Source organism: Paenibacillus sp. GYB006 (genome assembly GCF_036577645.1).
GTDB lineage: Bacteria > Bacillota > Bacilli > Paenibacillales > Paenibacillaceae > Paenibacillus.
Genome location: NZ_JARBDA010000003.1, coordinates 67612 through 91093, shown reverse-complemented (window position 1 = coordinate 91093; position 23482 = coordinate 67612). Strand labels below are relative to the sequence as shown.

Sequence of the window (23482 nt, the reverse complement as noted above, 5' to 3'; positions counted from 1 at the left end):
TATATTATAGAAACTTTTCTAATAAAATTTGCGTCTATATAGTAACTTCAAAAAGAAAAATGGAGGTACTAAGTGAATTATATATATAATAAAAAAACAATATTATGGATCGCTGCAGCAACTCTCATTCTTGGACAAGGCACCTCAGTAGGTGCGGAACCCGAAGAAACAAGATCAATACAAACCATCCAAGATCTACAATCGAACAGTAAGCAGGTACTTACTTCTATCTTGCAAAATGCTTCCATATCAACTCCATCAGACGTGCTATACAATGGACAGGGAGCTCGAACACAGATATTCGGCGCAGGTTCGAATATAGAATCCAATCTTCAAACCGTTGCTGCTTCAGCAGGTAACACTACTTCCAAGACAACCACTACCAAGAAAGCCACAACTACTCAGAGCACCAAATCCACCACAACAAAAACAAACAAAACCCTACATACTCTGTCTAACCTAAAATCAGTCAAATTAACCTCAAAAAGTGTTGTAAAACTAACCGACCTCAATGTACTCACACAAGAAGATGGCAAGACCATCTCGTATACCCTCACCTATCAGAACAATGACAGCAAGAATCTCATGCTTATCGACTACTGGACAAAGGTAAAAACTAAGGGCGGAACGTTATATTCTCCTAGCCTAATTACACGTGACAAGGACAAGAAAAGCGTAGCGGCAGGCTCCACCCTTGATGTGACGTACCTTGTAAAAGTAGGGAAGAGCGTAAACGTTAGCGATCTTTTATTTCAAATTGTGAAGTGGGATTTCAGTAAGCCAAATTATGAAAGCAGCCTGGGACAGTTCAATGTACCGGCATCCTATACCCTATCTACACCTGTCAATAAGTCTAAATCCATTCGTTTGGGAGACACCCCTGTTAAAGTCAAAGTAACCAAGCTAGAAGTACACCCCGTGAATGAATATAACTATGCAGAAGTGACGGTAAATCTGCATAATGTCGGTTATAAAATGCTAGAGAACCCAACGGCGAAATGGGTGCTGAGAACAGCAGGAGGAAGTAATTATCCGCTTATAGCGGAAACGGTAAGCACCGAAGCGGCACCTTTTAATATTCAGCCACAGGAGAACAAAACGATCAAACTGAACGCCACCATTCCTATTGCTGTAAAACTGACCGGAGCAGAGTTAGTGCTTGTGGAGGAAGAAGGCGAGGCGAAGACGGTACTGCCTCTAGCCACATTAGAACTGCCTAAAGCAAGTACAACGAAGATCGTTGCGACGGCTCCTTTTAAGGCAAGGGAAGTCGATGTGGATGGTCAAAAACTGCAAACCACGCTTGAAGGAGCAACAGTGAACCAAAGTTATGACAAGAACGATCTATCCATACGTTTTCATTTGCAAAATACAGGGAAGCAGACGATCACGGTACCTAAGTATGAGTTCGTATTGCTGAGTGGAACGGGTAAATCTTATCCCATTACGACAAAGGCACTTGAGAACGTGACGCTGAAGCCAGATGAAGAGAAGACAATTAAGCTGGATATCTCGGTATCCTATGCTGTTGCCCAAGGTGCACTCAAATTGCAAATGAATGTACCTAAAGATCCGGAGAAAAAAGAACCATCTTTCAGTTACCCAGCAGGGGTCTACATCTTACCTACACCATCCTCATTGCAGAATACATTAGGATCGGAAACAACCGTGAAGAGCGATAATGGCACGTATGGAGTGATCTGGTCATCTATTCAACGTTTGCCATGGACAGACGGAGATCTTTTGTCTGCGAAGCTGACCTTGAAGAATACTTCAGTCAAAACGCTGCGCCTTCCTGAACTGCAGGGAGCCTTTACAGTGGATTCTGCGAAAGACATGACAAGTACCAAGCTGATTAAAAGCCAGGCCGCATCCTTGCTCGGTCCAGGTCAGTCGATTGACTTGTATCTATTAACGAAAGTACCGACATCTCTAGATATTGCGCAGTTACAAGTATCTTTAGAAGAGAAGGTAGGAGAAGAATCTTTTGAATGGTTGAAGCTGACGAATATTGGGGCCATCCCTGACGTTCCGAAGATTGAGAAAAATAAAGAATTTACCCTTACTACGCTTGGTAAAAAAGCAGAAGTGAAAACCAGAAAAACGGTTGTATATCCAGGTACGAGTACGGACCTTGTGTATACCGAGCTTGAAGTGACGAATCTAGAAAACCGTCAGACGGAGTTATCTCAGCTTAGCGGATATTATCAGTCTTCAAGCGGGCTTTATTTTAAAACAAATGTGAAACAAATTGAATATCCAGCAGGTCCGGAAGATAAGAGTATTGTCACCATGTGGGCGAAAATCCCGAAACGTGTCACTGTCTCAGATATGAGACTGATTGTTGGAGAAGGCGTAACGGAAGATAAACTGACTGCCATCAAGGAAGAGCCTACGGGTTATGTGAATGCAGCATCACTTGAAATTGCACCAGAACAGCTCACGCCGCTTACGAAGATTGAACAAGTAGAGCTGTACCCTTATCAGATCAAAACGCACACATTTGATGCTTATTTATCTGGCGGCAGCAGTGTTGCGGTTGAGTGGTATTATACGTTAACTGTAGATGATGCATACGATCTGCCGGAAAGTGAGCATAAGCTCGTCGTGGAAATTACAGATGCGACTGGGCGTGTGTTCGCGAAGGAGCTAGTACCTGCAACAGATCTTAAGATGGGTACGAATCAGCTGCTTTCTTGGGCTATTGATGATCGTGTATTTGAAGATCGCAGAGGAGGAACCTATCAAATCTCGATCTATGATCTATTCCAAGGAGAAAAGTATAAGATAGCAGGTCAATCGATGTACTATAATCCAAACCGAATTCCGGTGCAACTTCCAACTGGTGAGTAGTATACAAACAACAAACTTCAACTGCAGATAAAGATCGATACAAGGGATTATATTAATTTGGTAACTTTTTCTTGTGAACTAGCTTGATACCCTCTATCATTAGAGTTACAGAAACAAAGGATGAAAGATTTTAAGGAGGAAGAACATCATGAAACGCATGTGGAAAGTAGGAATGGCAACCATCGCCGTAGGCGGAGGCATATGGATTGGTTCAATTATGAATATCTCAGCTGAAGGCGCATCGGTTGCGTCCCAGCCAGGTACAGCCGATGACCCTGTCGTTACGAAGAGTTATGTAGATCAAGCCATTAAAAATGCAGGACAAGGCAGCGGAGGAAGCATAAGTACGACTCCTTCCGTTCCTTCCACACCAGGTACAAGTACACCAAGTACAAGTGCTGAAGATGAACTCAAGATCGTGGTCGTGAAACCAGGACAGCGTCTGATTGCAGGTGCAGGTACTGAGTTTATTGTCCGCAGCGGTAAAGCAGTCATCTACTCTGCAGACAGCAACGGTGTGGCAGATCTAACTCAAGGTGCAGACCTTGGTAATGGAACATCGATTACGAATAACCACTTATTATCCTTCCCTCGTGAAGGTCGTGGAATTGAAGTTGTGCAAGGGAATAAGTATAACCTAACCGTAATGGTTCGCGGATCTTACAAGCTCCAGTAGTAATCAAGCAGCACTTATAAAAAGGATGTTCTTCCTAATCATCATTAGTATGTGATGTTTCGCTTCATTTTATATATGGAGCGGAACATTTTTTTTGTTTTCATAAACCGTTCCTCATCATTAGAAAAACCATTCCCAATTTCACCTTATATATAGGAAGAGATCTTTTTGCATTCGTATATGTATCCCTCTGTAGATTTATACTTCAAAGACCGATTCACTTCATTTTCCCAAAAGTAACAATACTTCACCAGTCTATATTCATCCCAATTGCAGACACTATACCTGCAAGATCATAAGCAGGAGGTGCAATCATATTATGCCAAGAAATAATCAAAAGCTTGTCCCGGAGAGCCGCCAGATGTTGGACCAGATGAAATATGAGATCGCCGCAGAGTTCGGCATCCAAGTAGGTGGATACACCGGTAAAGATCTAAATGCAGAGTTTGGCGATGAACTGGGGTCAATTGGTGGCAGCAGCCCTTCTTACTCCGGATGGGGACATCTGACTTCCCGCGAGAATGGCTCGATTGGTGGAGAAATGACAAAACGATTGGTTCGTTCTGCAGAGCTACATGCAGCCGGACACAAACTGTGAGGTGAATAAATCATGAGCAGACTCAATAAAATCACCAAAAAAGTTCAGAAATTCTTTAAGAAATTGTGGAAATGATCACGTTTGTCATTGATTGACACCGATTGACAAATACGTTAATATGTCGTATGAGGATGTATTGCAACCTTTTCCGTTTCGGGAAAGGTTCATTTTTTGTATTGGATAGAATTGATGGCTTATACCATACAAATCCATATACGTGGGAGGTTGAAACTACTATGTCTGTTAAAGGGCGCCACTTATTCACTTCTGAGTCCGTAACTGAAGGACATCCAGATAAAATTTGTGACCAAATTTCCGACGCCGTTCTTGATGCGTTTCTTGAAGCTGATCCCAATGCACGTGTTGCATGTGAAGTATCTGTAGCTACTGGACTCGTACTTGTCATCGGAGAAATCAGCTCCTCTGCTGATTATATCGATATTCCGGCAATCGTACGTAATACGGTAAAAGAAATCGGCTATACTCGTGCAAAATATGGTTTCGACTATCAAACGTCTGCAGTATTAACATCTCTGAACGAACAATCGAAAGATATCGCGCAAGGCGTTAACGCAGCACTTGAGAATCGTGATCCAGATCAAATGGATAAAGAGACTGAAAATATTGGTGCAGGGGATCAAGGTCTTATGTTTGGTTTTGCAACCAACGAGACTGAAGAACTGATGCCGCTTCCGATTGCTTTGTCTCACCGAATCGCTCGTCGTTTGGCTGAAGTACGTAAGAATGGTACGCTTGAATACCTTCGTCCAGATGGTAAAACACAAGTTACTATAGAATATGATGGAGACAAGCCTGTTCGTGTAGATACGATCGTTGTATCCACACAGCATGCGGAAGAAATCACACTTGAGCAAATTCAAGCTGACATTAAAGAGAAGGTTATTCTTCCTGTAGTACCAGCTAATCTGCTTGACGATGAAACCAAGTACTTCATCAACCCAACAGGTCGTTTCGTTATCGGTGGACCTCAAGGTGATGCAGGTCTTACAGGACGTAAAATTATTGTAGATACGTATGGCGGTTATGCTCGTCATGGCGGCGGTGCTTTTTCCGGTAAGGATCCTACAAAAGTGGACCGTTCTGCAGCTTATGCAGCACGTTATGTGGCTAAAAACCTTGTAGCTGCTGGACTTGCAGACAAAGTAGAAATTCAGCTTGCTTACGCAATTGGTGTAGCAAACCCAGTATCGATCAATGTCGATACATACGGCACTGGTAAAGTTAGTGATGAAAAGCTTGTAGAACTCGTTCGCAATAACTTCGATCTTCGCCCAGCGGGCATCATTCGCATGTTAGACCTGCGTCGTCCGATTTACAAACAAACTGCTGCTTACGGACATTTTGGCCGTACAGATTTGGATGTACCTTGGGAACGCGTTGACAAGGTGGAAGCTTTGCAGTCGCAAGCAGGCATTTAATAGATCATAACTTCATTCTATGAAGTTTTACACATCAAACCTTCGATGATGGTTATCATCGAAGGTTTTTTTGATGTTCGCTTTATTTTCCCCAAGGAAGATGCCAGATATCCTTCTCCTGGAGAACGAGGATCATGATAAGGGATAATCGAATTCATGAATCTTCAAAAAGAGCGTAACTTTTTCCATTTTTTGCAGTCTATTAAGTAGAGGATAAAAATGTCTTCAGCTCCGTACTCTCCTGACGAGTATCGGGGCTGAATCTATTAGATCATGCAAAACAAGATGGGAGAGTCGCTTTTCTATGGGAACAAACCGAATGCAAAAGGGGAAACAACAAAAGGATAGCAGGAAGAAGAAATGGTTTATTATTACGGTCGCAGGCGTTCTGTGGGTCACTCCGGTTCTTGGATCGAGTGGAACCTGGAATATGGGACTTCCTATAACGAGTGTAGCGCAAGCAGCAGTGAGTACAACAAAGCTATCTGAAGAGATGATTACGTCCGGTGCCAAAATGATAAATTACCAGTTCACTACAACACGCTCAAACGCCAAAACAAATATTCTTGCAAATGTCATTGAGGTGGATCTGAATAATCCATATGTCAAACTTGATGTGATGACAGGCAAGGGAGGTACATTTAATAGTAAACAAAGTACAGGCGGCATGGTAAAGGAAACAGGAGCCGTTGCGGGTGTGAACGGAGATTATTTTAACGTGAGCGGTGAACTTGCACCGATCGGCGGTCAGATTACTAGTGGTACACTGATGTCTACTCCGTCCGAGCTAACCGGGATGTATGCGATGACGGTAAGCAAAGAGGGTAAGCCGATGATTGACGAGTACAGCTTTGAAGGTTCTGTCCAGGCATCCAGTGGAGCTACTCATCCTTTACGGGGTATGAATAAGGAAGATTATTATCTGGAGTCAGGAAGTGTGAAATACAGCCACGCCAATTCGATATACATATATACCTCGGCATGGACCTCTCCTAAACGTCCGAACGACCCTTCTACAACACCGACCGAAGTGCTTGTACAGAATGGCGTTGTCAAAGAAATATCAGACAAAAGTGCGTTAAGCACATCAATTCCGGAAGATGGTTACATTTTGCGTGCTCATGGCAAAGCAGCGGATTGGTTGGTTGCAAACCTCACAGTAGGACAGGCAGTAAATACGGATTACAAGTTAGTAGCGAAGACGACGGGTCAAAAGGTGAACCCAGATACGCTGCAAATGATGATCGGCGGGCACACGATTCTAGTTAACAGCGGGAAAGCAACTTCTTTCTCCCGTGATACATCAAGCATCGGAGGTTACCGTGCTCGGACAGCTGTGGGTTATTCCAAAGATAATCGGTATGCTTATTTGATCGCTGTACAGGATAATAGTGCAAGCAGCGGGATGTCCTTAAAAGAAATGCAATCCTTTATGACGAGTATCGGGATCTGGAAAGGGATGAACCTGGATGGCGGGGGTTCCACTACCATGATTACGAGACCCCTTGGAATGACGGCTACCGTTCTTGCTTTTTCAACAGAATATGGGACTGAACAGCGTGCGGTTGTTAATGGTCTTGGTGTGTATTCTCTCGCTCCCGCAGGAAAATTAAAGGGGCTTGCTATCAGCGGTTCTTCTTCTCTTCTTGTAGGTCAGGAGGCAGAGTACAGCCTGAAAGGTTATGACACGTACTACAACCCTTACGATGTGGGAACAACCTCAGTTACCTGGAAATCAAGTAATGGCAAGGTAATCAGCACAAGCGGCGGGAAGATCAAAGCAGTGGGCGGCGGAACAGCTACACTTACTGCGGTAAGTGGGTCAGCAAGCAGCAAGATGAAAGTGACGGTAGTAGGCGGAAGCAATCTGACTGCACTGAAAGCCGGTTCAGGGACGGGCTCACTACAAGCAGGAACCAGCATCGATATCCCGGTGACGGCAACGACCAAAGATGGTCAAACCGTTTCGCTCAGCGCGGATGCACTGAAATGGGAGTTTATTGGCTTTAAAGGCAGCGTGAAGGGAGATAAATTAACGGTTTCTTCGATTAATACAGGGGCAACTGTCGGTTACGCGATTGGCCGTTATGATGGATTCAGTACGGTAGTAGTCCTGTCTGCAGCAGGAGAAAGTATGTGGGAAGACTTCGAGAATGTGAATTACGGAGTCCAGTTTACAACAAACGCAGCGGGGGTAACGGGAACAGCAGAAGTAGTAAATGGAACCGAGGAAAAAGCAGGATCCAAAGTGCTTCAGCTCAGCTATGATATGACGGGCGGAAGTGGTAAAATGTATGCTTACGCTCAGCTGAATGGAACATCCGGCAAAACGATTGAATCTGCAGCCACTGCTCTATCGGTAGATGTTCTTGGAGATCACAGCCTGAACTGGCTGCGGGCAGAACTTACCGATGCGAAGGGAAAAACAGTGTATGTGGATCTGGCAAGAAATATAGACTGGTCGGGATGGAAGAAGCTGAATGTGGACTTAAGTAGTTCGGATATCTCATATCCAGCCAAATTAAAACGGGTTTATGTCGTGAATTTGGATGAAGGACAGGACGAGCGAGCCATGACAGGAACCGTAGCATTTGATAATATAGCATTTACAATGCCATCACTATCAAGTGAGGCCGGTCTGCCTGAGGGAGTCGCCAAGCTTGTTTTAGGACAAAAATCGATGTTATTTAACGGTCAAAAGAGAACCATTGATGCAGCGCCCGTACTGAAAAATAATGCTACCTACATTCCTATTAAGCATGTGCTTGATGTGTTTGGAGGACAGGCAACCTGGGATAGTAAAAACCAGCGAGTGACCATACTACGCGGTGGTAAGTTAATAGATTTGACGGTTGGTCAGAAGGAATTTGTAATCAATGGGCTACGTCAAAACGCGAGCGTGGCACCTTATATATCAGGTGGTAGGACTTTAGTCCCTCTAAGGCTTGTTTCTGAACAGCTTGGACTGACTGTAAAATGGGAACAGAAAACGAAGACCGTCACCATCGACTCGTGATATGGTATGATATATCCTGGAAACGTTAGGAATGGAGTCGAAAATACGTGGACTTTCAAGCAGATGCTCTCGATCGCGTTATAAAAAACGCCATGCAGGTCATGGAAAGTAGTAAATATCAAATTTTTGAAATCATGGACTCGTCTCGTACCGAGCTTAAAGCACTGAATCAGGAGGTTCAATCCATCCTGAAAGAGACGGCCGAAACGATTGAAAAGGTAGATCAACTGGAACTCAATTTCCGCAGGTCTCGAATCCGGCTGACTGAAGTCAGCCGCGATTTTGTCCGTTTCTCTGAACATGATATCAAGCAAGCCTATGAAAAGGCTACGCAGTTGCAGCTGGATTTGATGATTTACAGAGAAAAAGAAATGTACCTCAAAGCTCGCCGTGATGATTTGCAGAAACGTGCGCGCAGTATCGAGGCATCTGTGGAAAGAGCCGAGACCATTGGTTCACAGATGAATGTTGTCATGGAGTATCTGTCTGGTGAATTGGGTCAGGTTACACGGATTATTGAGTCCGCCAAAAATCGACAAATGATCGGTCTCAAGATCATCTTGGCCCAGGAGGAAGAGCGGAAAAGAATCGCTCGTGAAATTCACGATGGACCCGCACAAATGCTTGCCAACCTAGTGCTTAGGACGGAAATTGTAGAAAGAATGCTGGCCAAGCAGGATTTTAAGATGGTACAGGCCGAAATAGTAGATTTGAAAAAACAAGTTCGTTCTAGCCTTGGGGAAATGCGAAAAGTTATTTTCAATTTGCGTCCAATGGCCCTGGATGACCTGGGCTTAATTCCCACACTTCGTAAATACGTGCAGGATTTTGAGGAAAAAACCAAAATTCGTTCACTGTTTGAAACTAGAGGGAAAGAACACCGTTTGTCTTCCGCTATGGAGGCAGCGATTTATCGATTAGTGCAAGAAGGTTTGTCGAATGCAGCCAAGCATGCTTATCCAACTTATGTGGTGGTCGAGATTACTTTCCAGGCTCAGCTGGTCAAGATTGTTGTGCAGGATAACGGCCTTGGATTTAAACCGGAGAAATTAGAGGAGAAAAGTAAGGATCACTCTCATTTTGGACTCATAGGTATGCGGGAAAGGGTAGAACTGCTCGAAGGCCGAATGGAGATTGAATCAGGAGAAAATCAAGGCACTAAGATCGTGATTCATATCCCGACAAACGTGGAGAAGGGAAAGGAGTAACAGGATGGAAAACCAGAACATGAATAAGGCAGATATCAAAGTATTACTAGCTGATGACCATCAGCTGTTTCGTGAAGGATTGAAACGCATACTGAACATGGAGGACGATATTGAGGTCATCGGCGAATGCGGCGATGGAATCCAGGTACTTGAATTCTGTAATCAGATCAAGCCAGATATCGTTCTTATGGACATCAACATGCCGATTGAAAACGGTGTGGAAGCGACAGAAAAGCTGAGAGAAATGTTCCCAGATGTGAAAGTTATTATTTTGTCTATTCATGATGACGAAAGTTATGTATTTGAAACGCTTCGTAAAGGAGCAAGTGGATATTTGCTGAAGGATATGGAGGCAGAGTCTCTGATCAATGCCATTCGTTCCGTGCACGAAGGGTACGCATTTATTCATCCAAAAGTTACAGGGAAACTGATTATGCAGCTCCGCCGGATGACTTATCTGAATGAAACAGGTACCATGAGTGAAGGCGGCGTAAAAGAAGCAGGCGTGAAGTTTGTTGCTGGAGATAATAATCCACTGACTCGCCGTGAAGCAGAAGTACTTCGTCTTATGGCAGAAGGTAAGAGCAACAAAATGATTGGTGAGTTCTTGTTCATCAGTGAGAAAACAGTGAAGAACCATGTCAGCAGTATTTTGCAGAAGATGGAAGTTGATGACCGGACACAAGCCGTAATTAATTCCATTAAATATGGTTGGGTTACTCTATAACGTAGGATAAACTTTAGCATGAGAAGGAAAATAGGGGTGTAACTTTTCGGGGGAAATGCTGAAGTTAGAACGTACAAGCTATCGTAAGCAGCCTTTTGCCGCCCCATAGGCATACATATGGCGCAAGTCGGTTTCTTGTGATGAAGTATAAAATATGACTAGGGTTTGTGCTATTCGGAGTTTTTTGATGCGAATCAGCAGCTAAATAAATAAAATTTTTATAAACGTTCATTGTGTCAACGTCCATATTTACGGCATATATTGTCGTAAAGGGAGGTGCAGTCGCCATGATCGAACATTTGTTATGGATTGCGCTTGTTTATGGCCTATCTGCTGCAACCGTACGTTTTGTTTATCGAACGCTGCAATCAAATCAGAAACAAGCCGAGCAAACACGTTATGTTTTGATTACAAGTAACCATGGATTTATACTGGAGTGGATTATCCGAGCACTGTCTTTAGATGCATCTTTACGAGGGAAAACCCATCATGTTACCGTAGTGGATTATGGCTCAAGCGATGAAACCCTGCTTTTGCTAAATCGGCTGTTTGACATAGCTGGAATCGAACTAGATATTATGGCTGGCGACGAATCCTTGTCTTATATTAACGTAAGCGGTATACAGGAATGGGATGATACGAAATATATCGATCTTCGTCAAGAAGGCACGCTTCAAGGAATTCCATTCGTAAGCAAACTGTAGATATATTATAAAACGAATGAGCTTTGAAAAAGTTGCGGTATTGTCATTAATATTGTATATATAGAACTTATATGTTATTTTTTTCTATATTATCATTGAGTATGAAGCACATACTTCGGTAGATTTACCGAGGTATGTGCTTTTTTGCGTGATTCAGGAGGGAAGGCTGTGAAAGTAGCTGTATATTTGGCAAGGGAAGAAGAAGGAGATCATACAAAATCAGATGAGCTGAATTTATATATATCGATCTGTCCAGAAGCCGACCAGTTATGGTGGGAAGCTAGAAGGCAAAAGATTAATGAGCCTTGGTCTATCATCTGGATTTCATCCCAAATGCCTTTTTCTTGGGCATGTCATCTGAGAGAAAATTTCCGTAAGCAGAATGCAATGATTAGAGAGAAGACATCGATTCAGGGCTGGAGAAGATGGACGGAGTCTATTTTACAAGAGAAGGTATCAAGGGAGCCGGATAAGGATGGCATGAAGTTACTTCGTGATTGTTTAGATATTAAAATCGTGCCGCTCAGGGGAATTAGCCATGCAGAGGAGGTGATTCATTCCCTATATGATGATGCAGTAGAGGCCGCGGGGCAGCTGACAGGCAGACAGCTGCTGCTCCCGGAAGCGGAAGCACTGCTAGTGGAGAACGTTCCGAGTATGCAAACCGAATATAAAGCCGCAGTGCAGCTTGGATATTTGGCGGGACGGATTACTTATGAAGCAGCCGTAGCTGAACAGCCGATTCATAAGCAGCGGCACCGTTTGGGGCATTGGCTTCTTGGCCGGGGTGCGCATCTGCACTGCCGGCGGTGTGGTAGTGTTGCAGCCGAGCAAAGTCCGTGCGCGGCATGCGGCAGTTCGGCATGCGCTTACTGCGAGGCTTGCCTCGCGCTCGGGCGCAGCCGGGCTTGTGCGCTGTTGTTGCAAGGTGCAGCGCCTCCGGCCGTAAAGGGAGCGGCCGGAGGATTCCCCACCGCGGCAGACAGCCGGTGGGGACTTAGCCCAGCGCAAAGCGCAGCCACAGGCGCGGCGCTTGCGTACTTGGCGGAGCAGCGCCATGCCAGCTCCGCTGCGGCCAAAGGCCGGTTCTTGCTATGGGCCGTAACCGGCGCCGGCAAGACCGAGATGACCTTCCCGCTGCTGGATGCGATACTCAGCAGCGGAGGGAGCGTGCTCGTAGCCACACCGCGGCGCGATGTGGTGCTGGAGCTCGCTCCCCGGGTGGCCCGCGCGTTTCCTGAGGTGACGTGCGCCACCCTCTATGGCGGAAGCAGTGACCGCTGGCGGCGAGGCGAGCTTACGCTCGCCACAACGCACCAGCTGCTTCGCTTCCGCCACGCTTTTGACCTGGTCATCATCGATGAGCTCGATGCCTTCCCATACCACAACGATCCCATGCTCGCTTATGCAGCGGAAGTATGTTGTAAGCCGGGCGGCAGCTTTATCTATTTATCTGCCACCCCGCCAAGGGAACTGCAGAAGCAAGCAGCCAGCGGCAAGCTTGCCCATGCGAGAGTGCCGGTTCGTTTTCATCGGCATCCTCTGCCCGTACCGCTGCTGCTAAAAGTCCCTTCTGTCCAGCAGTTATTGAAGCAACATAAGTTGCCTGTAGAATTACTCAGAAGACTCACGTTTTCCATAGAGCGAGGAGCGCAAATCTTTATGTTTGTCACTCGGATCGCTCAGATTGATGCCTTATTACATTTGCTCAGGCGTACATTGCCTGATCTAAGAATCGAAGGAACTTCATCTGAGGACCCGCTGCGTGCTGAGAAGGTCATGGCTTTTCGGGACCGGACCATTCGTTTACTCGTTACCACCACGATTCTCGAACGCGGAGTCACCGTACCCAAAAGTGATGTGTATATTCTTGATGCCAACAACCGGCTATTCGATGCTGCCTCCCTTGTGCAGATGGCAGGACGAGCAGGAAGGTCGAAAGATGATCCTGCCGGAAACGTCGTTTTTGCAGCACCCGAGCGCAGTCTCGGTCAGAAAGAAGCCGTAAAGCAAATCAAACGCATGAATACAATCGCAAGGCGTCAAGGGTACTTGGTGGGAAAGGAGACTGCAGGTGATTAGGCTTGATTGGGTACGATCCTTTTTGCATGGGCTGGCTGCACCGCCGGGACAAATCTGCGTTGCTTGTGGTAACCGGGGCGCTCTATCTACTGCGCTTCCGGGGCTATGCCCACGCTGTGTTTCTAGTATTCCGTGGATTCGGAACATCCGCTGCCATCGCTGCGGTAGAGCGATCGGCTGTCCAGACTGTGCAAGAGCTGAGAACCTCGGCCGTTCTTTTGAGATGAATCGAAGTGCGGTAAGGTATGATCCTCTCATGCGAGAGTGGCTGGCGGTATATAAATATCGGGGCAAAGAAAGGATGGCTCCGCTTCTCGGGATCATGCTGGGCACAGCTTACCGTGCTTTACGGCGTGAGATGACGCTTTCTCCTCATATGATCTGGCAGGCACAGGCGGTTACGTTTGTTCCGGTGAGCAGGGAGCGATATATAGAGCGGGGGTTTAATCAAGCCGAGAGACTTGCTGAAGTACTTAGTCATGAGGTGCGTCTTCCGGTCATTCCCATGCTGATGCGTACACAGCACACGGAGAAACAAAGTTATAAGTCTCGTAAAGAGCGTGTAGAATCGATGCGAAACATTTTTGCTGTTCACGAGGAAGCTCCCATTTATATGAAGAAGTTACTAATGAATCTGCCACAAAATGAAAAGCATCAACCGATTCACCTCATTCTGGTAGATGATGTTTATACAACGGGCAGTACACTCGAAGCTTGCAGCCAGGCAATGAAGCGGTGGGGAGAAGAGCGCGGCATCCTTTTTAAAATTTATACGCTCACTTGGGCCAGATCCTAGTAAGATTTCGGTGGCGTTTCTCCGATATAGAAATAAACGAGTCAAATCATCGTGTGAGAATAAGCGGATGAGAGCTCTATTTTTCACAGTTATGCAAGCACTGGCTTTCCACTGTTTCTCATAACTACCAAACATGACAAGGCTAAATATCGTAGGTATAATGAGGAAAAGCATTCGGAAATGATCCCAGAAGGAGGCTGAAGAGGATGAATGTAGGTAACTGTCCTCACTGCGGCAAGCTTTACGCGCTTAACGTAATGGGCTGTTGTCCAACTTGTCTCAGAGAAATCGAACAGCAGTATGTTGACTGTGCCGAATATTTACGTAAACATAGGGGCGCGAACGTCCAAGAACTGTCCGATGAGACTGGTGTATCCATTAAGCAGATTACACGTTTTATTAAGGAAGGCCGGATCTCTGTAGTGGATGCGCCGAATCTGATGTTGCCTTGTGAAGTTTGCGGAACTTTCATTCGTGAAGGACATATGTGCGAAAGCTGTCGTTCGCGTTTGTCCAAGGATTTGAGCAGTGCAGCCCGGGAGGTTAGTCAGGGGGAAGGACGTTCTCTAGGAGCTGGTGCCTATCGTGCAATCGACAAATCAGGACGTTCCTAGGAGACAGGGCTTAATTCGCTGTAACACTATAAACAATGTTTCAACCTCTACCGATAACTTTAGTAAAGATTATCGGTTTTTTTATTTTAGATGACTTGATGATACAATAGATCATTCCGATATAAGGGAAAGGGCAGGTGCTTCGTATATGAAAATTAATGAATCTGGACGCATTGGAGCAATTCATTCTTATTCCAAAAACATAGAGTCTGCTCAGCAGACCGAAGGAAAGAAAACAAACCGCAAGGATGAGATTACGATCTCACCAGAAGCGATGGAAATGCTTCAAAAACAAGAACAAGTCCATAACAGTGAACGCACACAGCGTATTCAGGAACTGAAACAACAAGTTGCTTCAGGCACCTATAGAGTCGATACAGATAAACTTGCCGAGAAGATGATGCCGTATTTTAAATCAAGTTCCGAGAAGTAGGAGAGAGTTATGTCCCTAAATCAATTAATTGATGCCATGTATGAACTTGAGACAACGCATCGTGAGATGCTTCGTACAGCAGAAGTGAAAAAAGAATCCATTATTAAGAACGATACGGATACATTAATCCGTTTGTTAAACCAAGAGTCAGTTATATTGAAGCGCATTCAAAGTCAGGAAGTTATGAAAAATGAAGCGATTGTCTCCTTCTTACTCGAGCGTGGAATTAAGTCCAAATTAAATCTGACCATTACGGAAATCTCTCGTCTCGTATTTGATGTAGAGGATAAGGAAAGATTGCAACAGGCTCAAATGGCGCTAAGCACTACCTTATTGCAGCTCAAAGAAATGAATGAAATCAATCAAAAATTGCTGGAACATTCACTCGCATTTATTGATTATTCATTGGACGTGCTGATCGATAAGCCAACAATGGAGCCGGTGTATAAACATCCAGATCAACGCCAGGGAGCGGTAGGTCAATTCGGATATTTCGACTCACGAGCTTAAGTTAGGAGGAGTAATACGATGGTTTCCACTTTTCATTCGATAGAGACTGCGAAGCGCAGTTTGTTTACACAAACGGCAGCACTCAATACAACAGGTCACAACATATCAAATGCCAATACAGAGGGTTACACGAGACAAACGGTAAAAATGACCGCTTCTTCTCCCATGGATCCGCTTGCTTACTTAAGATCTACTAACCCGGGCCAACTCGGTTCGGGGGTGGAGTTCTCAGCCATTGAACGAATCCGACAAGGGTTCCTCGACAGTCAGTTCCGCAGTGAGAATTCGAGTCTCGGAAATTGGGAGATTCAATATGATGCACTGGATAAAATTCAGGGGATCATGACTGAACCTTCCGATACCGGTCTACAGACCGTATTAGATAATTTCTGGTCCTCCTGGTCTGATTTAAGTAAAGATCCAGAGAATCTCACAGCCCGTAATATTGTAAAAGAATCCGCTCTTGCTCTGACAGATGCTATGAACCTTATGAGTAAGCAGCTAGATGGATTAAATCAGGACCTTACCGCAAATATCGGTGTTAAGGCACAAGAGATGCAAACGTATCTTACGTCTATTGCCGATTTGAATAATACGATCTCAAGAATTGAATCTTTGGGCGACAACGCAAATGATCTTCGTGATCAGCGTGATCTCCTTACCGATAAGTTATCCAGAATTGCGAACGTAACTGTTACGGAAAATGAACAAGGATACAATATTTCCATTGGTGGAACGAATCTGGTGAATGGTACGGCAGTTACAGAAGTGACGAGTGCTCTCCTTACGGACGCTTATGCATCTGGAGATCTTACGGGCGGCGAAGTTTATGGAATGGTCATTTCGAGAGACAGCTTTGTAACGAGCTTTCAGAATGATCTGAATCAGCTGGCAAATACCATTGCGAATGGTGATGTAACCATTACGTTACCTGCCGGTTCCTCTGTTCGTGAAGGTACGGTGGCAGATCAAGATACCGATATTACGGTAAATGGTGTGGCGTCTACCGTTCTGGCAGGACAAGCATTTCCCGCGGGAGCTGTTCTCAAGAATGAGACGCCTTTAACGGTGAAGGGCCTCAACGGACTTCATGAGCTTGGTTTTTCATTAGATGGCTCTGCAAGTGCCGGCATTCCTTTTTTCACAGGAGCAGATGGCGGAACGATTACCGCAGGTAACATTACGCTTAATAAAGAGATCCAACTCGATCCCAATAAGATCGCTTCTTCCTTACGCCTTGATGGTTCAGGTAATGCAGTGAAGGGGAATAATACCCTAGCCTCACTCATGGGAAGTCTGAAAGGCACTTCCTTTACTACACCAGGTGGAACAGATAAGACGACACTTAATGATTTATATAAATCGATGGTTGGAGAACTTGGGGTTCAGACACAGGAAGCTTATCGTAAAATGACGAACTCTGCCTCTTTGGTGACTCAGGTGGAGAACTCTCGGCAATCCGTCAGCGGAGTTTCGCTGGATGAAGAGATGAGCAACATGATTAAGTTCCAGCATGCCTATAGCGCAGCTGCTAGATTTATGACGACGTTTGATGAGCTATTAGAGAAATTAATTAATGGAACCGGGACTGTAGGAAGATAAGGTAGTAGGAGGGTAATACGATGATCCGAGTAACCTCGAATATGATGAGCAACCAGCTCATGATGAACATTAACCGTAACGCGAAGCAGTTAAATGATACGCAGCTTCAAATGTCCACGGGAATGAAGATTAACAAGCCTTCAGATGACCCAGTAGGTATTACATATGCCTTACGATACCGTACAGAACTCAATTCAAATGCGGAATATCAGAGCAATGTGGATTCGGCCATTTCTTGGCTGGATTATTCAGATACCGTTGTATCACAGACCAATGAAGTTTTGCAGAGAATGAGGGAACTAACGGTTACTGCATCAAGCGGAACCAACCCACAAAGTGCCCTGGAGAGTATTCGTCTTGAAGTGAATCAGCTGAAAGAACAGTTTATTGATATCGGCAATAGTCAGCTTAATGGGAAATATGTCTTTAACGGTGAGAATTATAACCAGAAGCCATATGATTTTGCGAAAAACGCTGAGAATGTATCAGATACTACCGGATTTACAAAAGACATGATTGATACTGGAAATGTAAATTATGCTGTCGGCAGCGGAATACAGTTAGCTATTAATGTGAGCGGTAACGATGTAATGGGCTCCGCAGATGATAAGGACAATGTATTTGCGATAGCGGATCGTTTGAGTGAAGCACTGAAAGCTGGAGATTTAGATGCGATCTCTGCTGAACTGGCTCAGATGGACACTCGTGTAGAGAAACTAACGGCTGCACAGGCTGGTATTGGCGCAAAAATGAATAGGATTGAACTAATGCAAAATAGACTCGGTGATATGGAATATAACTTAACGAGTCTGCAAGCGAAAACAGAAGATGCGGATTACGCTGAGCTAGCTGTTCGTTCGCAGATTCAAGAAAATATCTATAACGCAACGTTATCTGTTGGTGCGAAAATCATCTCCTCTTCCTTAGTTGACTTTCTTAGATAAGTAAGACGAGAGGAGGCTTTTATTATCATGAGCACGATTCCTATGCTTCAGATCAGGCAACAGAATGGACGTATTGGCATTGATGCAGATGTAGGGCAGTATTCCATAAGACAACCGAAAGCAGATCTTCAGATCAAGAGTAACCCAGCAACCCTTCAAATCGATCAGCATCAGCCTGAGCTTGTTGTCGATTCGTCGCGTGCGAATGCGGCAATTACAGGAGGTCCTCAGCTAGAAATGACACAGCGGTTGTATTCAAACGTTAAGCAAATTTTCCTTGAGGGGATTGCCAAACGAGTTGAGCAAGGTAACCGGATGACGGATTTTCATAAGCCGGGGAATACAATTGCTGAGGTATATGGGAAAGAGCAAGCTCTCCCGACTATAGGGGAACATAGAGGCGAAGCCTCCATAGATAATGTAGATATCCACTTTAATGTTCGAAAGACGGACATCGAGATTGAAAGAGGTTCCGTAGATATCGATGTAAAAGTAAACAAGCCGGAGATTGACTATCAGCGGGGTAAGCTGCAGATCTATATGATGCAGTATCCGTCCATACAATTTATTCCCCCTGAAGTAGATCAGACGGTGTAACATAGAAGCTATAGAGAGGCAATCGCCAAATCTGTAGCTTTTTTTATATAGAATAGTAGACTCACAAGTATAAAGGAGAGATTACATTGATCATTGAAACCGCCTCTTGGGGCAGTGTGGAAGTAGAGGACGATCAAATATTTCATTTTAATAGAGGAATTCCTGGATTTGAAGAAGAGAAAGAGTTTGCCATTCTTCCTTATGAGGATAGTCCATTTAGTATGATGCAATCGCTATGTGAGCCAAGCCTATCCTTTCTCTTAGCCGACCCATTTCTATTTGAGCCGGGTTATGAATTTGAATTACCAGATCACGATACCATGGAACTAGGGATTAAAGAGAAGGTGCTCGTACGCTGTATCGTAACCCTTCAGGCATCTATAGAAGAATCAAGTATCAATTTGTTAGCCCCCATTGTCATGAATCCAGAGAATGCTGCGGCGAAACAGATCGTGCTGCAACAATCCGGTTACCAGACACGGCATGCCATCAAGGAACTATCTGCAGCGAGAACCCTTTTTGCAAAGGATGGTGAATAAAGATGCTAGTACTATCCAGGAAAAAGGGAGAGTCCATCGTGATCGATGATCATATTGAGATTACCGTGCTCGGCGTCGAAGGAGAGACGGTCCGAATTGGCATTTCCGCGCCTGCGGAAGTTGATATTTTCCGTAAAGAGGTTCATCTCGCGATACAGGAAGCAAATAAACAATCTGCCGCTTCAACGAAGGACCATATCCAAGCCTTAATGGCGCAATATCAACAGTCAGTAAAAAATGAAAAATAATAGAAAAACTTTTTGGTTTTGCTATAAATATTGAAGTGATTGTGGTCGATATATGTTGTAGGCGCTGAAGGCAAGGGCGGCCGACCTTTCGCCTGAGGCGTTCCACAAGGACGTGGATATCTACTTATTTCAGGGAGGAAATGTTAACATGATTATCAATCACAATATTGCGGCAATTAATACTTCTCGTTCACTGAACTCTGCATCTAACGCACAAGGTAAATCTATGGAGAAATTGTCTTCTGGTCTTAGGATCAACCGGGCTGGTGATGACGCAGCAGGTCTTGCAATCTCCGAAAAAATGCGTGGACAAATTCGTGGTCTTGATCAGGCTTCTCGTAACGCTCAAGACGGTATCTCATTGATCCAAACTGCTGAAGGTGCACTGAGCGAAACACATAGCATTTTGCAACGTATGCGTGAACTTGCTGTTCAATCTGGTAACGATACGAATACAGCAACTGACCGTGGGGAACTTCAAAAAGAAGTAGATGAGTTAGCAAAAGAAATCACTCGTATTGCTAACACAACTGAGTTCAATACTCAGAAATTACTTGATGGTCAAGGCGCAAAAAAATTAACTTTCCAAATTGGTGCTAATAATGGCCAAACTGTAGAAATTGGTATCGGCCCAATGGATGCAAAATCACTTGGAGTAGCAGCAACAACAACTACAGCAACTGATAATGCAGCAGCAACTGCCCCAGCAGCTGGTGCTGATGGAGTATTAGGAACAGCTGATGATGTTGCCGGTACAGCAGCTACAACTTCAGGCGGACTTGATATTAGCAAGGATTCAGCGACAGCTACAAAAGCTATTGAAACAATTAACTCAGCAATTGAAAAAGTATCTGCTGAACGTTCTAAGCTCGGTGCTAATCAAAACCGTCTAGAGCATACAATTAACAACCTGGGAACTTCTTCTGAGAACCTCACTGCAGCTGAGTCCCGTGTGCGTGATGTGGATATGGCGAAAGAAATGGTTGAACAAACGAAGAATTCTATCCTTTCTCAAGCTGCTCAAGCTATGCTTGCACAAGCTAACCAACAACCACAAGCAGTTCTTCAATTGCTTCGTTAATTTATAGTTTATAACTCTGACTAGCCATCATCTTTGATGGCTAGTTTTTTTATGCAAATACAAAGAAGTGCTCTTTTTGAATGATTCTTTAGTTCTAATTTCATAAATATATCTTCAATAGAGTAGGGAAGCTACCGATATAACTAGTAACATAGATTGAAGGATGGAGGATTCTGTTCGATGAATATCCAGTTCTCTTTATCAGGAAATAATTATCAGAAAACCGTCCTAAATCAGGGAAGTAATCAGCCGAGTATATATAAAGAAATCCAATCTGCAGAAGAAGATGTGTTAAATCTCTCTAATCAATTCGAAAAGGAAAAGTTAGAGAAGGTCTTTAAAACATTAGCAGGACCAGAAACAATTCTAGATATTAATGTTCATGAAAAGACACATCGAATAATGGTCAAAGTTTTAGATAAAGAAACCGGCAAAGTTATACGAGAAGTTCCTCCGGAAAAGTTAGTTGATCTAGTAGCGACAATGATGGAGATATCAGGAATTATCGTAGATAAAAAAATGTAATTAGATAGGAGGGCTTCATTCTTGAGAATTAGTGGACTAGCTTCAGGCATTGATACAGATTCAATGGTAAAAGCGTTAATGACAGCTGCGAAAACGCCACTGAATACACTGAATCAGAAAAAACAAATTGTAGAGTGGCAGCGGGAATCGTATCGGGAAGTGAATAGTAAACTCGTTGATTTTCGTAACAACAAACTAAGTAACTATCGGTTAGCTCAAACGATGAACACCCAAACAGCAGTCGTCTCAGGTAATACTAACGCAGTAACCGCTGTAGCCAAAAATAATGCTAATGGTATTTCCATGAATGTAGTTGTAGAACGGCTTGCTACTAAAAGTGGTATTGAGGGTGAATTGAAAACATCAACAGGGGTAGCAAACTCTAAAACTACGCTTGGCTCATTAGAATCTGGGAATTCATCAAGTACTTATACAATAGAGATTAACCAACAAAAGTTTGAGTTTAGCGGCACGGATACAATTGCTTCTGTGGTAAGTAAAATTAACGGTAATAAAGATGCTAAAGCAACCGCTATTTTCGATGAAGTGACAGGTAGGCTATCTATTACGTCTAGCGAGTTTGGAAAGGGTATTAGTGTTGATTCAGATAGTTCCAACTTTATGAAATTAACTCATTCAACAGAAGTGAAAGGTCAGAAGGCACTTGTGAAAATCAATGGTGTAGATAAAGAGTATGATTCAAACACAGTTGAAGTGAATGGTGTACAGTTGACGTTTAATGGGATTTCAAAGGACTCAACTGGTTCAATTAATCCAACCGTTATTACAACTGAAGTAAATAGTTCTAATGTGCTTGACACAGTAAAAGCATTCATACAGCAATATAATGACCTGCTTAGTTTACTCAACTCAAAAACATCCGAAGAGAAATACAGAACTTTTCAGCCTTTGACCGATGACCAAAAGGAAGCAATGAGCGAAGATGATATCGAAAAGTGGACGGAAAAGGCAAAAAGCGGTCTGCTTAAAAATGATGATATTCTAAAATCTACAGTCTCATCGATGAGAAGTGTGATTACCGAATATTTAGGAACTGGTTCTTCCGTGAGTTTAGGAAGCCTCGGAATCACAACCGGAACCTACAGTGAAGGTGGAAAGCTCTATCTGGATGAAGCGAAGTTAAAAGCGGCTGTACTTTCTAACCCAGAAGGAGTTCTGCAGCTATTTCAAGGCTCGGCTGTCGACTCTAGCGACAAAGGCTTGTTCGATAAGATGTATGACAAGCTTGGAGATTCCTTGGATAAACTTGCAACCAAAGCAGGTACATCTAAATATTCGGCTGACGTAACTGCAGCTTTTAACACGACCAACACGATGTATAAAACGCTAAAAGATTACGATAAGCGGATTTCAGCTATGACGACAAAACTCAATAATCTGGAAGAACGTTACTATAATCAGTTCACAGCTATGGAGAAGGCACTCAGCCAACTAAATAATCAGTCCAACAGTTTAGCAAACCTATTTAGCTCAGGCAGCTAAAAAGTAAAAGGAGATCACTATGTATACAACAGCTCATAATCAATACAGAAACTCCGCCGTTCAGACCGCTTCCCCATCTAAACTTCTTATGATGTTATATGATGGTGCGATTCGATTTGTCTTGGCAGGGATTGAGGGGATCACTTCTTCCGATTATCAGAAGGCGAATCTGAATTTAGGAAAAGCACAATCTATTGTCAGCGAGCTGAATTCAACGTTGAATCGTTCCATTCCTGTCTCCGCTAATTTGGAAGCAATCTATGAGTATGTTACACACCTGCTGACGCAATCAAATATCAATAAAGATGAAGCTCCTGCAAAAGAAGCACTCGTATACTTACAAGATTTAAGAGCTACTTGGGAGCAGGCAAGCAGGTTGAGCGCAGCCAGTGGAAGTTAGTATGGATGAACTCATATGTTCTTTAGAGCAGTTAACCTATAATATGATTCAGGAACTGGAAGCAAGTGATTATAGTGAGCTTTCTGCTTTTGTCGAACAGCGTCAATTCCTTGTGGATGCTATTACTGAGCTATCCCACACCAATGCTTTAAGTCATCAGGATATAGAGCGTTTGAGAGAAGTAGTAAAAGCGGATGATTTAATCGAGAAGAAAATGATATTCCTTAAGCAAGAGGCAAGTGACTGGCTGAATCAGCGTCAAAACTCGAAGGTACAGCGTGGCGCTTACGAGAATAGCTTCTATGGGGAAAGTATTTTGATGGACTATAAGAAATGAAAATAAAAGTTTTGGAGGGTGATAAACTGTACCCTACAGAGTAGACACTT

General features: G+C 43.9%; 23 protein-coding genes. All 23 read left to right on the top strand.

The window, feature by feature from the left end; genetic code table 11:
- Positions 1 to 72: 72 nt before the first annotated feature.
- The 23 genes from PV403_RS09200 (at position 73) to PV403_RS09090 (ending at position 23432) form a co-directional block, all read left to right on the top strand.
- Positions 73 to 2853 carry a hypothetical protein gene (locus PV403_RS09200; RefSeq protein ID WP_332084372.1) on the top strand — a complete coding sequence of 927 codons (2781 nt, stop codon included), beginning with the start codon at positions 73 to 75 and terminating at the stop codon, positions 2851 to 2853.
- Positions 2854 to 3001: 148 nt separating this feature from the next.
- Positions 3002 to 3529, top strand: a complete 528-nt coding sequence (locus PV403_RS09195; protein ID WP_332084371.1) for a hypothetical protein — start codon at positions 3002 to 3004, stop codon at positions 3527 to 3529.
- 319 nt (positions 3530 to 3848) lie between these two features.
- Entirely contained in the window at positions 3849 to 4127 is a 279-nt protein-coding gene (locus PV403_RS09190) for an alpha/beta-type small acid-soluble spore protein (RefSeq protein WP_332084370.1), read from the top strand.
- A gap of 236 nt (positions 4128 to 4363) precedes the next feature.
- Positions 4364 to 5566, top strand: coding sequence for a methionine adenosyltransferase (gene metK, locus PV403_RS09185; RefSeq protein ID WP_332084369.1), 1203 nt, complete (start codon positions 4364 to 4366; stop codon positions 5564 to 5566).
- Positions 5567 to 5870: 304 nt separating this feature from the next.
- Complete coding sequence (locus PV403_RS09180) at positions 5871 to 8582, top strand: stalk domain-containing protein (RefSeq protein WP_332084368.1); 2712 nt, start codon at positions 5871 to 5873, stop codon at positions 8580 to 8582.
- A gap of 47 nt (positions 8583 to 8629) precedes the next feature.
- Positions 8630 to 9790 (top strand): sensor histidine kinase, encoded by a 1161-nt coding sequence (locus tag PV403_RS09175; RefSeq protein ID WP_213530395.1) that lies wholly within the window; start codon positions 8630 to 8632, stop codon positions 9788 to 9790.
- A gap of 4 nt (positions 9791 to 9794) precedes the next feature.
- The gene (locus PV403_RS09170; RefSeq protein WP_213530394.1) at positions 9795 to 10517 is read left to right on the top strand and encodes a response regulator transcription factor; all 723 of its coding nucleotides are present in this window, start codon (positions 9795 to 9797) and stop codon (positions 10515 to 10517) included.
- 287 nt (positions 10518 to 10804) lie between these two features.
- The gene (locus PV403_RS09165; RefSeq protein WP_332084367.1) at positions 10805 to 11221 is read left to right on the top strand and encodes a hypothetical protein; all 417 of its coding nucleotides are present in this window, start codon (positions 10805 to 10807) and stop codon (positions 11219 to 11221) included.
- Between the two features lie 168 nt (positions 11222 to 11389).
- On the top strand, positions 11390 to 13303 hold the full coding sequence (locus PV403_RS09160; protein ID WP_332084366.1) for a DEAD/DEAH box helicase: 1914 nt from the start codon (positions 11390 to 11392) through the stop codon (positions 13301 to 13303).
- A complete protein-coding gene (locus PV403_RS09155; RefSeq protein ID WP_332084365.1) occupies positions 13296 to 14099 on the top strand; it encodes a ComF family protein in 804 nt (267 codons plus the stop codon). Before PV403_RS09160 ends, PV403_RS09155 begins: the two co-directional genes overlap by 8 nt.
- A gap of 206 nt (positions 14100 to 14305) precedes the next feature.
- Complete coding sequence (locus tag PV403_RS09150) at positions 14306 to 14713, top strand: flagellar protein (protein WP_332084364.1); 408 nt, start codon at positions 14306 to 14308, stop codon at positions 14711 to 14713.
- A gap of 148 nt (positions 14714 to 14861) precedes the next feature.
- Complete coding sequence (gene flgM, locus PV403_RS09145; protein ID WP_332084363.1) at positions 14862 to 15146, top strand: flagellar biosynthesis anti-sigma factor FlgM; 285 nt, start codon at positions 14862 to 14864, stop codon at positions 15144 to 15146.
- 9 nt (positions 15147 to 15155) lie between these two features.
- Positions 15156 to 15656: a flagellar protein FlgN gene (locus PV403_RS09140; protein WP_332084362.1), complete on the top strand. Its 501-nt coding sequence runs from the start codon at positions 15156 to 15158 to the stop codon at positions 15654 to 15656.
- A gap of 18 nt (positions 15657 to 15674) precedes the next feature.
- A complete protein-coding gene (flgK, locus tag PV403_RS09135) occupies positions 15675 to 17258 on the top strand; it encodes a flagellar hook-associated protein FlgK (RefSeq protein ID WP_332084361.1) in 1584 nt (527 codons plus the stop codon).
- Between the two features lie 20 nt (positions 17259 to 17278).
- Positions 17279 to 18202, top strand: coding sequence for a flagellar hook-associated protein FlgL (gene flgL, locus PV403_RS09130; protein WP_332084360.1), 924 nt, complete (start codon positions 17279 to 17281; stop codon positions 18200 to 18202).
- Between the two features lie 27 nt (positions 18203 to 18229).
- Positions 18230 to 18799 (top strand): DUF6470 family protein, encoded by a 570-nt coding sequence (locus tag PV403_RS09125; RefSeq protein ID WP_332084359.1) that lies wholly within the window; start codon positions 18230 to 18232, stop codon positions 18797 to 18799.
- A gap of 86 nt (positions 18800 to 18885) precedes the next feature.
- Positions 18886 to 19338 carry a flagellar assembly protein FliW gene (locus PV403_RS09120; protein WP_332084358.1) on the top strand — a complete coding sequence of 151 codons (453 nt, stop codon included), beginning with the start codon at positions 18886 to 18888 and terminating at the stop codon, positions 19336 to 19338.
- A gap of 2 nt (positions 19339 to 19340) precedes the next feature.
- Positions 19341 to 19586: a carbon storage regulator CsrA gene (csrA, locus tag PV403_RS09115; protein ID WP_332084357.1), complete on the top strand. Its 246-nt coding sequence runs from the start codon at positions 19341 to 19343 to the stop codon at positions 19584 to 19586.
- Between the two features lie 148 nt (positions 19587 to 19734).
- The gene (gene hag, locus PV403_RS09110) at positions 19735 to 20667 is read left to right on the top strand and encodes a flagellin Hag (protein WP_332084356.1); all 933 of its coding nucleotides are present in this window, start codon (positions 19735 to 19737) and stop codon (positions 20665 to 20667) included.
- A gap of 180 nt (positions 20668 to 20847) precedes the next feature.
- Positions 20848 to 21192 (top strand): flagellar protein FlaG, encoded by a 345-nt coding sequence (locus tag PV403_RS09105; RefSeq protein WP_332084355.1) that lies wholly within the window; start codon positions 20848 to 20850, stop codon positions 21190 to 21192.
- A gap of 21 nt (positions 21193 to 21213) precedes the next feature.
- On the top strand, positions 21214 to 22695 hold the full coding sequence (fliD, locus tag PV403_RS09100) for a flagellar filament capping protein FliD (RefSeq protein WP_332084354.1): 1482 nt from the start codon (positions 21214 to 21216) through the stop codon (positions 22693 to 22695).
- Positions 22696 to 22714: 19 nt separating this feature from the next.
- Positions 22715 to 23095 carry a flagellar export chaperone FliS gene (fliS, locus tag PV403_RS09095; RefSeq protein ID WP_332084353.1) on the top strand — a complete coding sequence of 127 codons (381 nt, stop codon included), beginning with the start codon at positions 22715 to 22717 and terminating at the stop codon, positions 23093 to 23095.
- A gap of 1 nt (position 23096) precedes the next feature.
- Positions 23097 to 23432 carry a flagellar protein FliT gene (locus PV403_RS09090; RefSeq protein WP_332084352.1) on the top strand — a complete coding sequence of 112 codons (336 nt, stop codon included), beginning with the start codon at positions 23097 to 23099 and terminating at the stop codon, positions 23430 to 23432.
- The last annotated feature ends 50 nt before the right edge of the window (positions 23433 to 23482 follow it).

Bases quoted from the DNA above. Each gene is read 5' to 3' on its own strand.
- PV403_RS09165 (WP_332084367.1), top strand. From the start codon at position 10,805: ATGATCGAACATTTGTTATGGATTGCGCTTGTTTATGGCCTATCTGCT.
- fliS (WP_332084353.1), top strand. From the start codon at position 22,715: ATGTATACAACAGCTCATAATCAATACAGAAACTCCGCCGTTCAGACC.
- hag (WP_332084356.1), top strand. From the start codon at position 19,735: ATGATTATCAATCACAATATTGCGGCAATTAATACTTCTCGTTCACTG.
- metK (WP_332084369.1), top strand. From the start codon at position 4,364: ATGTCTGTTAAAGGGCGCCACTTATTCACTTCTGAGTCCGTAACTGAA.
- PV403_RS09180 (WP_332084368.1), top strand. From the start codon at position 5,871: ATGGGAACAAACCGAATGCAAAAGGGGAAACAACAAAAGGATAGCAGG.
- flgK (WP_332084361.1), top strand. From the start codon at position 15,675: ATGGTTTCCACTTTTCATTCGATAGAGACTGCGAAGCGCAGTTTGTTT.
- PV403_RS09195 (WP_332084371.1), top strand. From the start codon at position 3,002: ATGAAACGCATGTGGAAAGTAGGAATGGCAACCATCGCCGTAGGCGGA.
- flgL (WP_332084360.1), top strand. From the start codon at position 17,279: ATGATCCGAGTAACCTCGAATATGATGAGCAACCAGCTCATGATGAAC.
- PV403_RS09090 (WP_332084352.1), top strand. From the start codon at position 23,097: ATGGATGAACTCATATGTTCTTTAGAGCAGTTAACCTATAATATGATT.
- flgM (WP_332084363.1), top strand. From the start codon at position 14,862: ATGAAAATTAATGAATCTGGACGCATTGGAGCAATTCATTCTTATTCC.
- csrA (WP_332084357.1), top strand. From the start codon at position 19,341: ATGCTAGTACTATCCAGGAAAAAGGGAGAGTCCATCGTGATCGATGAT.
- PV403_RS09105 (WP_332084355.1), top strand. From the start codon at position 20,848: ATGAATATCCAGTTCTCTTTATCAGGAAATAATTATCAGAAAACCGTC.
- PV403_RS09140 (WP_332084362.1), top strand. From the start codon at position 15,156: ATGTCCCTAAATCAATTAATTGATGCCATGTATGAACTTGAGACAACG.
- PV403_RS09190 (WP_332084370.1), top strand. From the start codon at position 3,849: ATGCCAAGAAATAATCAAAAGCTTGTCCCGGAGAGCCGCCAGATGTTG.
- PV403_RS09150 (WP_332084364.1), top strand. From the start codon at position 14,306: ATGAATGTAGGTAACTGTCCTCACTGCGGCAAGCTTTACGCGCTTAAC.
- PV403_RS09170 (WP_213530394.1), top strand. From the start codon at position 9,795: ATGGAAAACCAGAACATGAATAAGGCAGATATCAAAGTATTACTAGCT.
- PV403_RS09125 (WP_332084359.1), top strand. From the start codon at position 18,230: ATGAGCACGATTCCTATGCTTCAGATCAGGCAACAGAATGGACGTATT.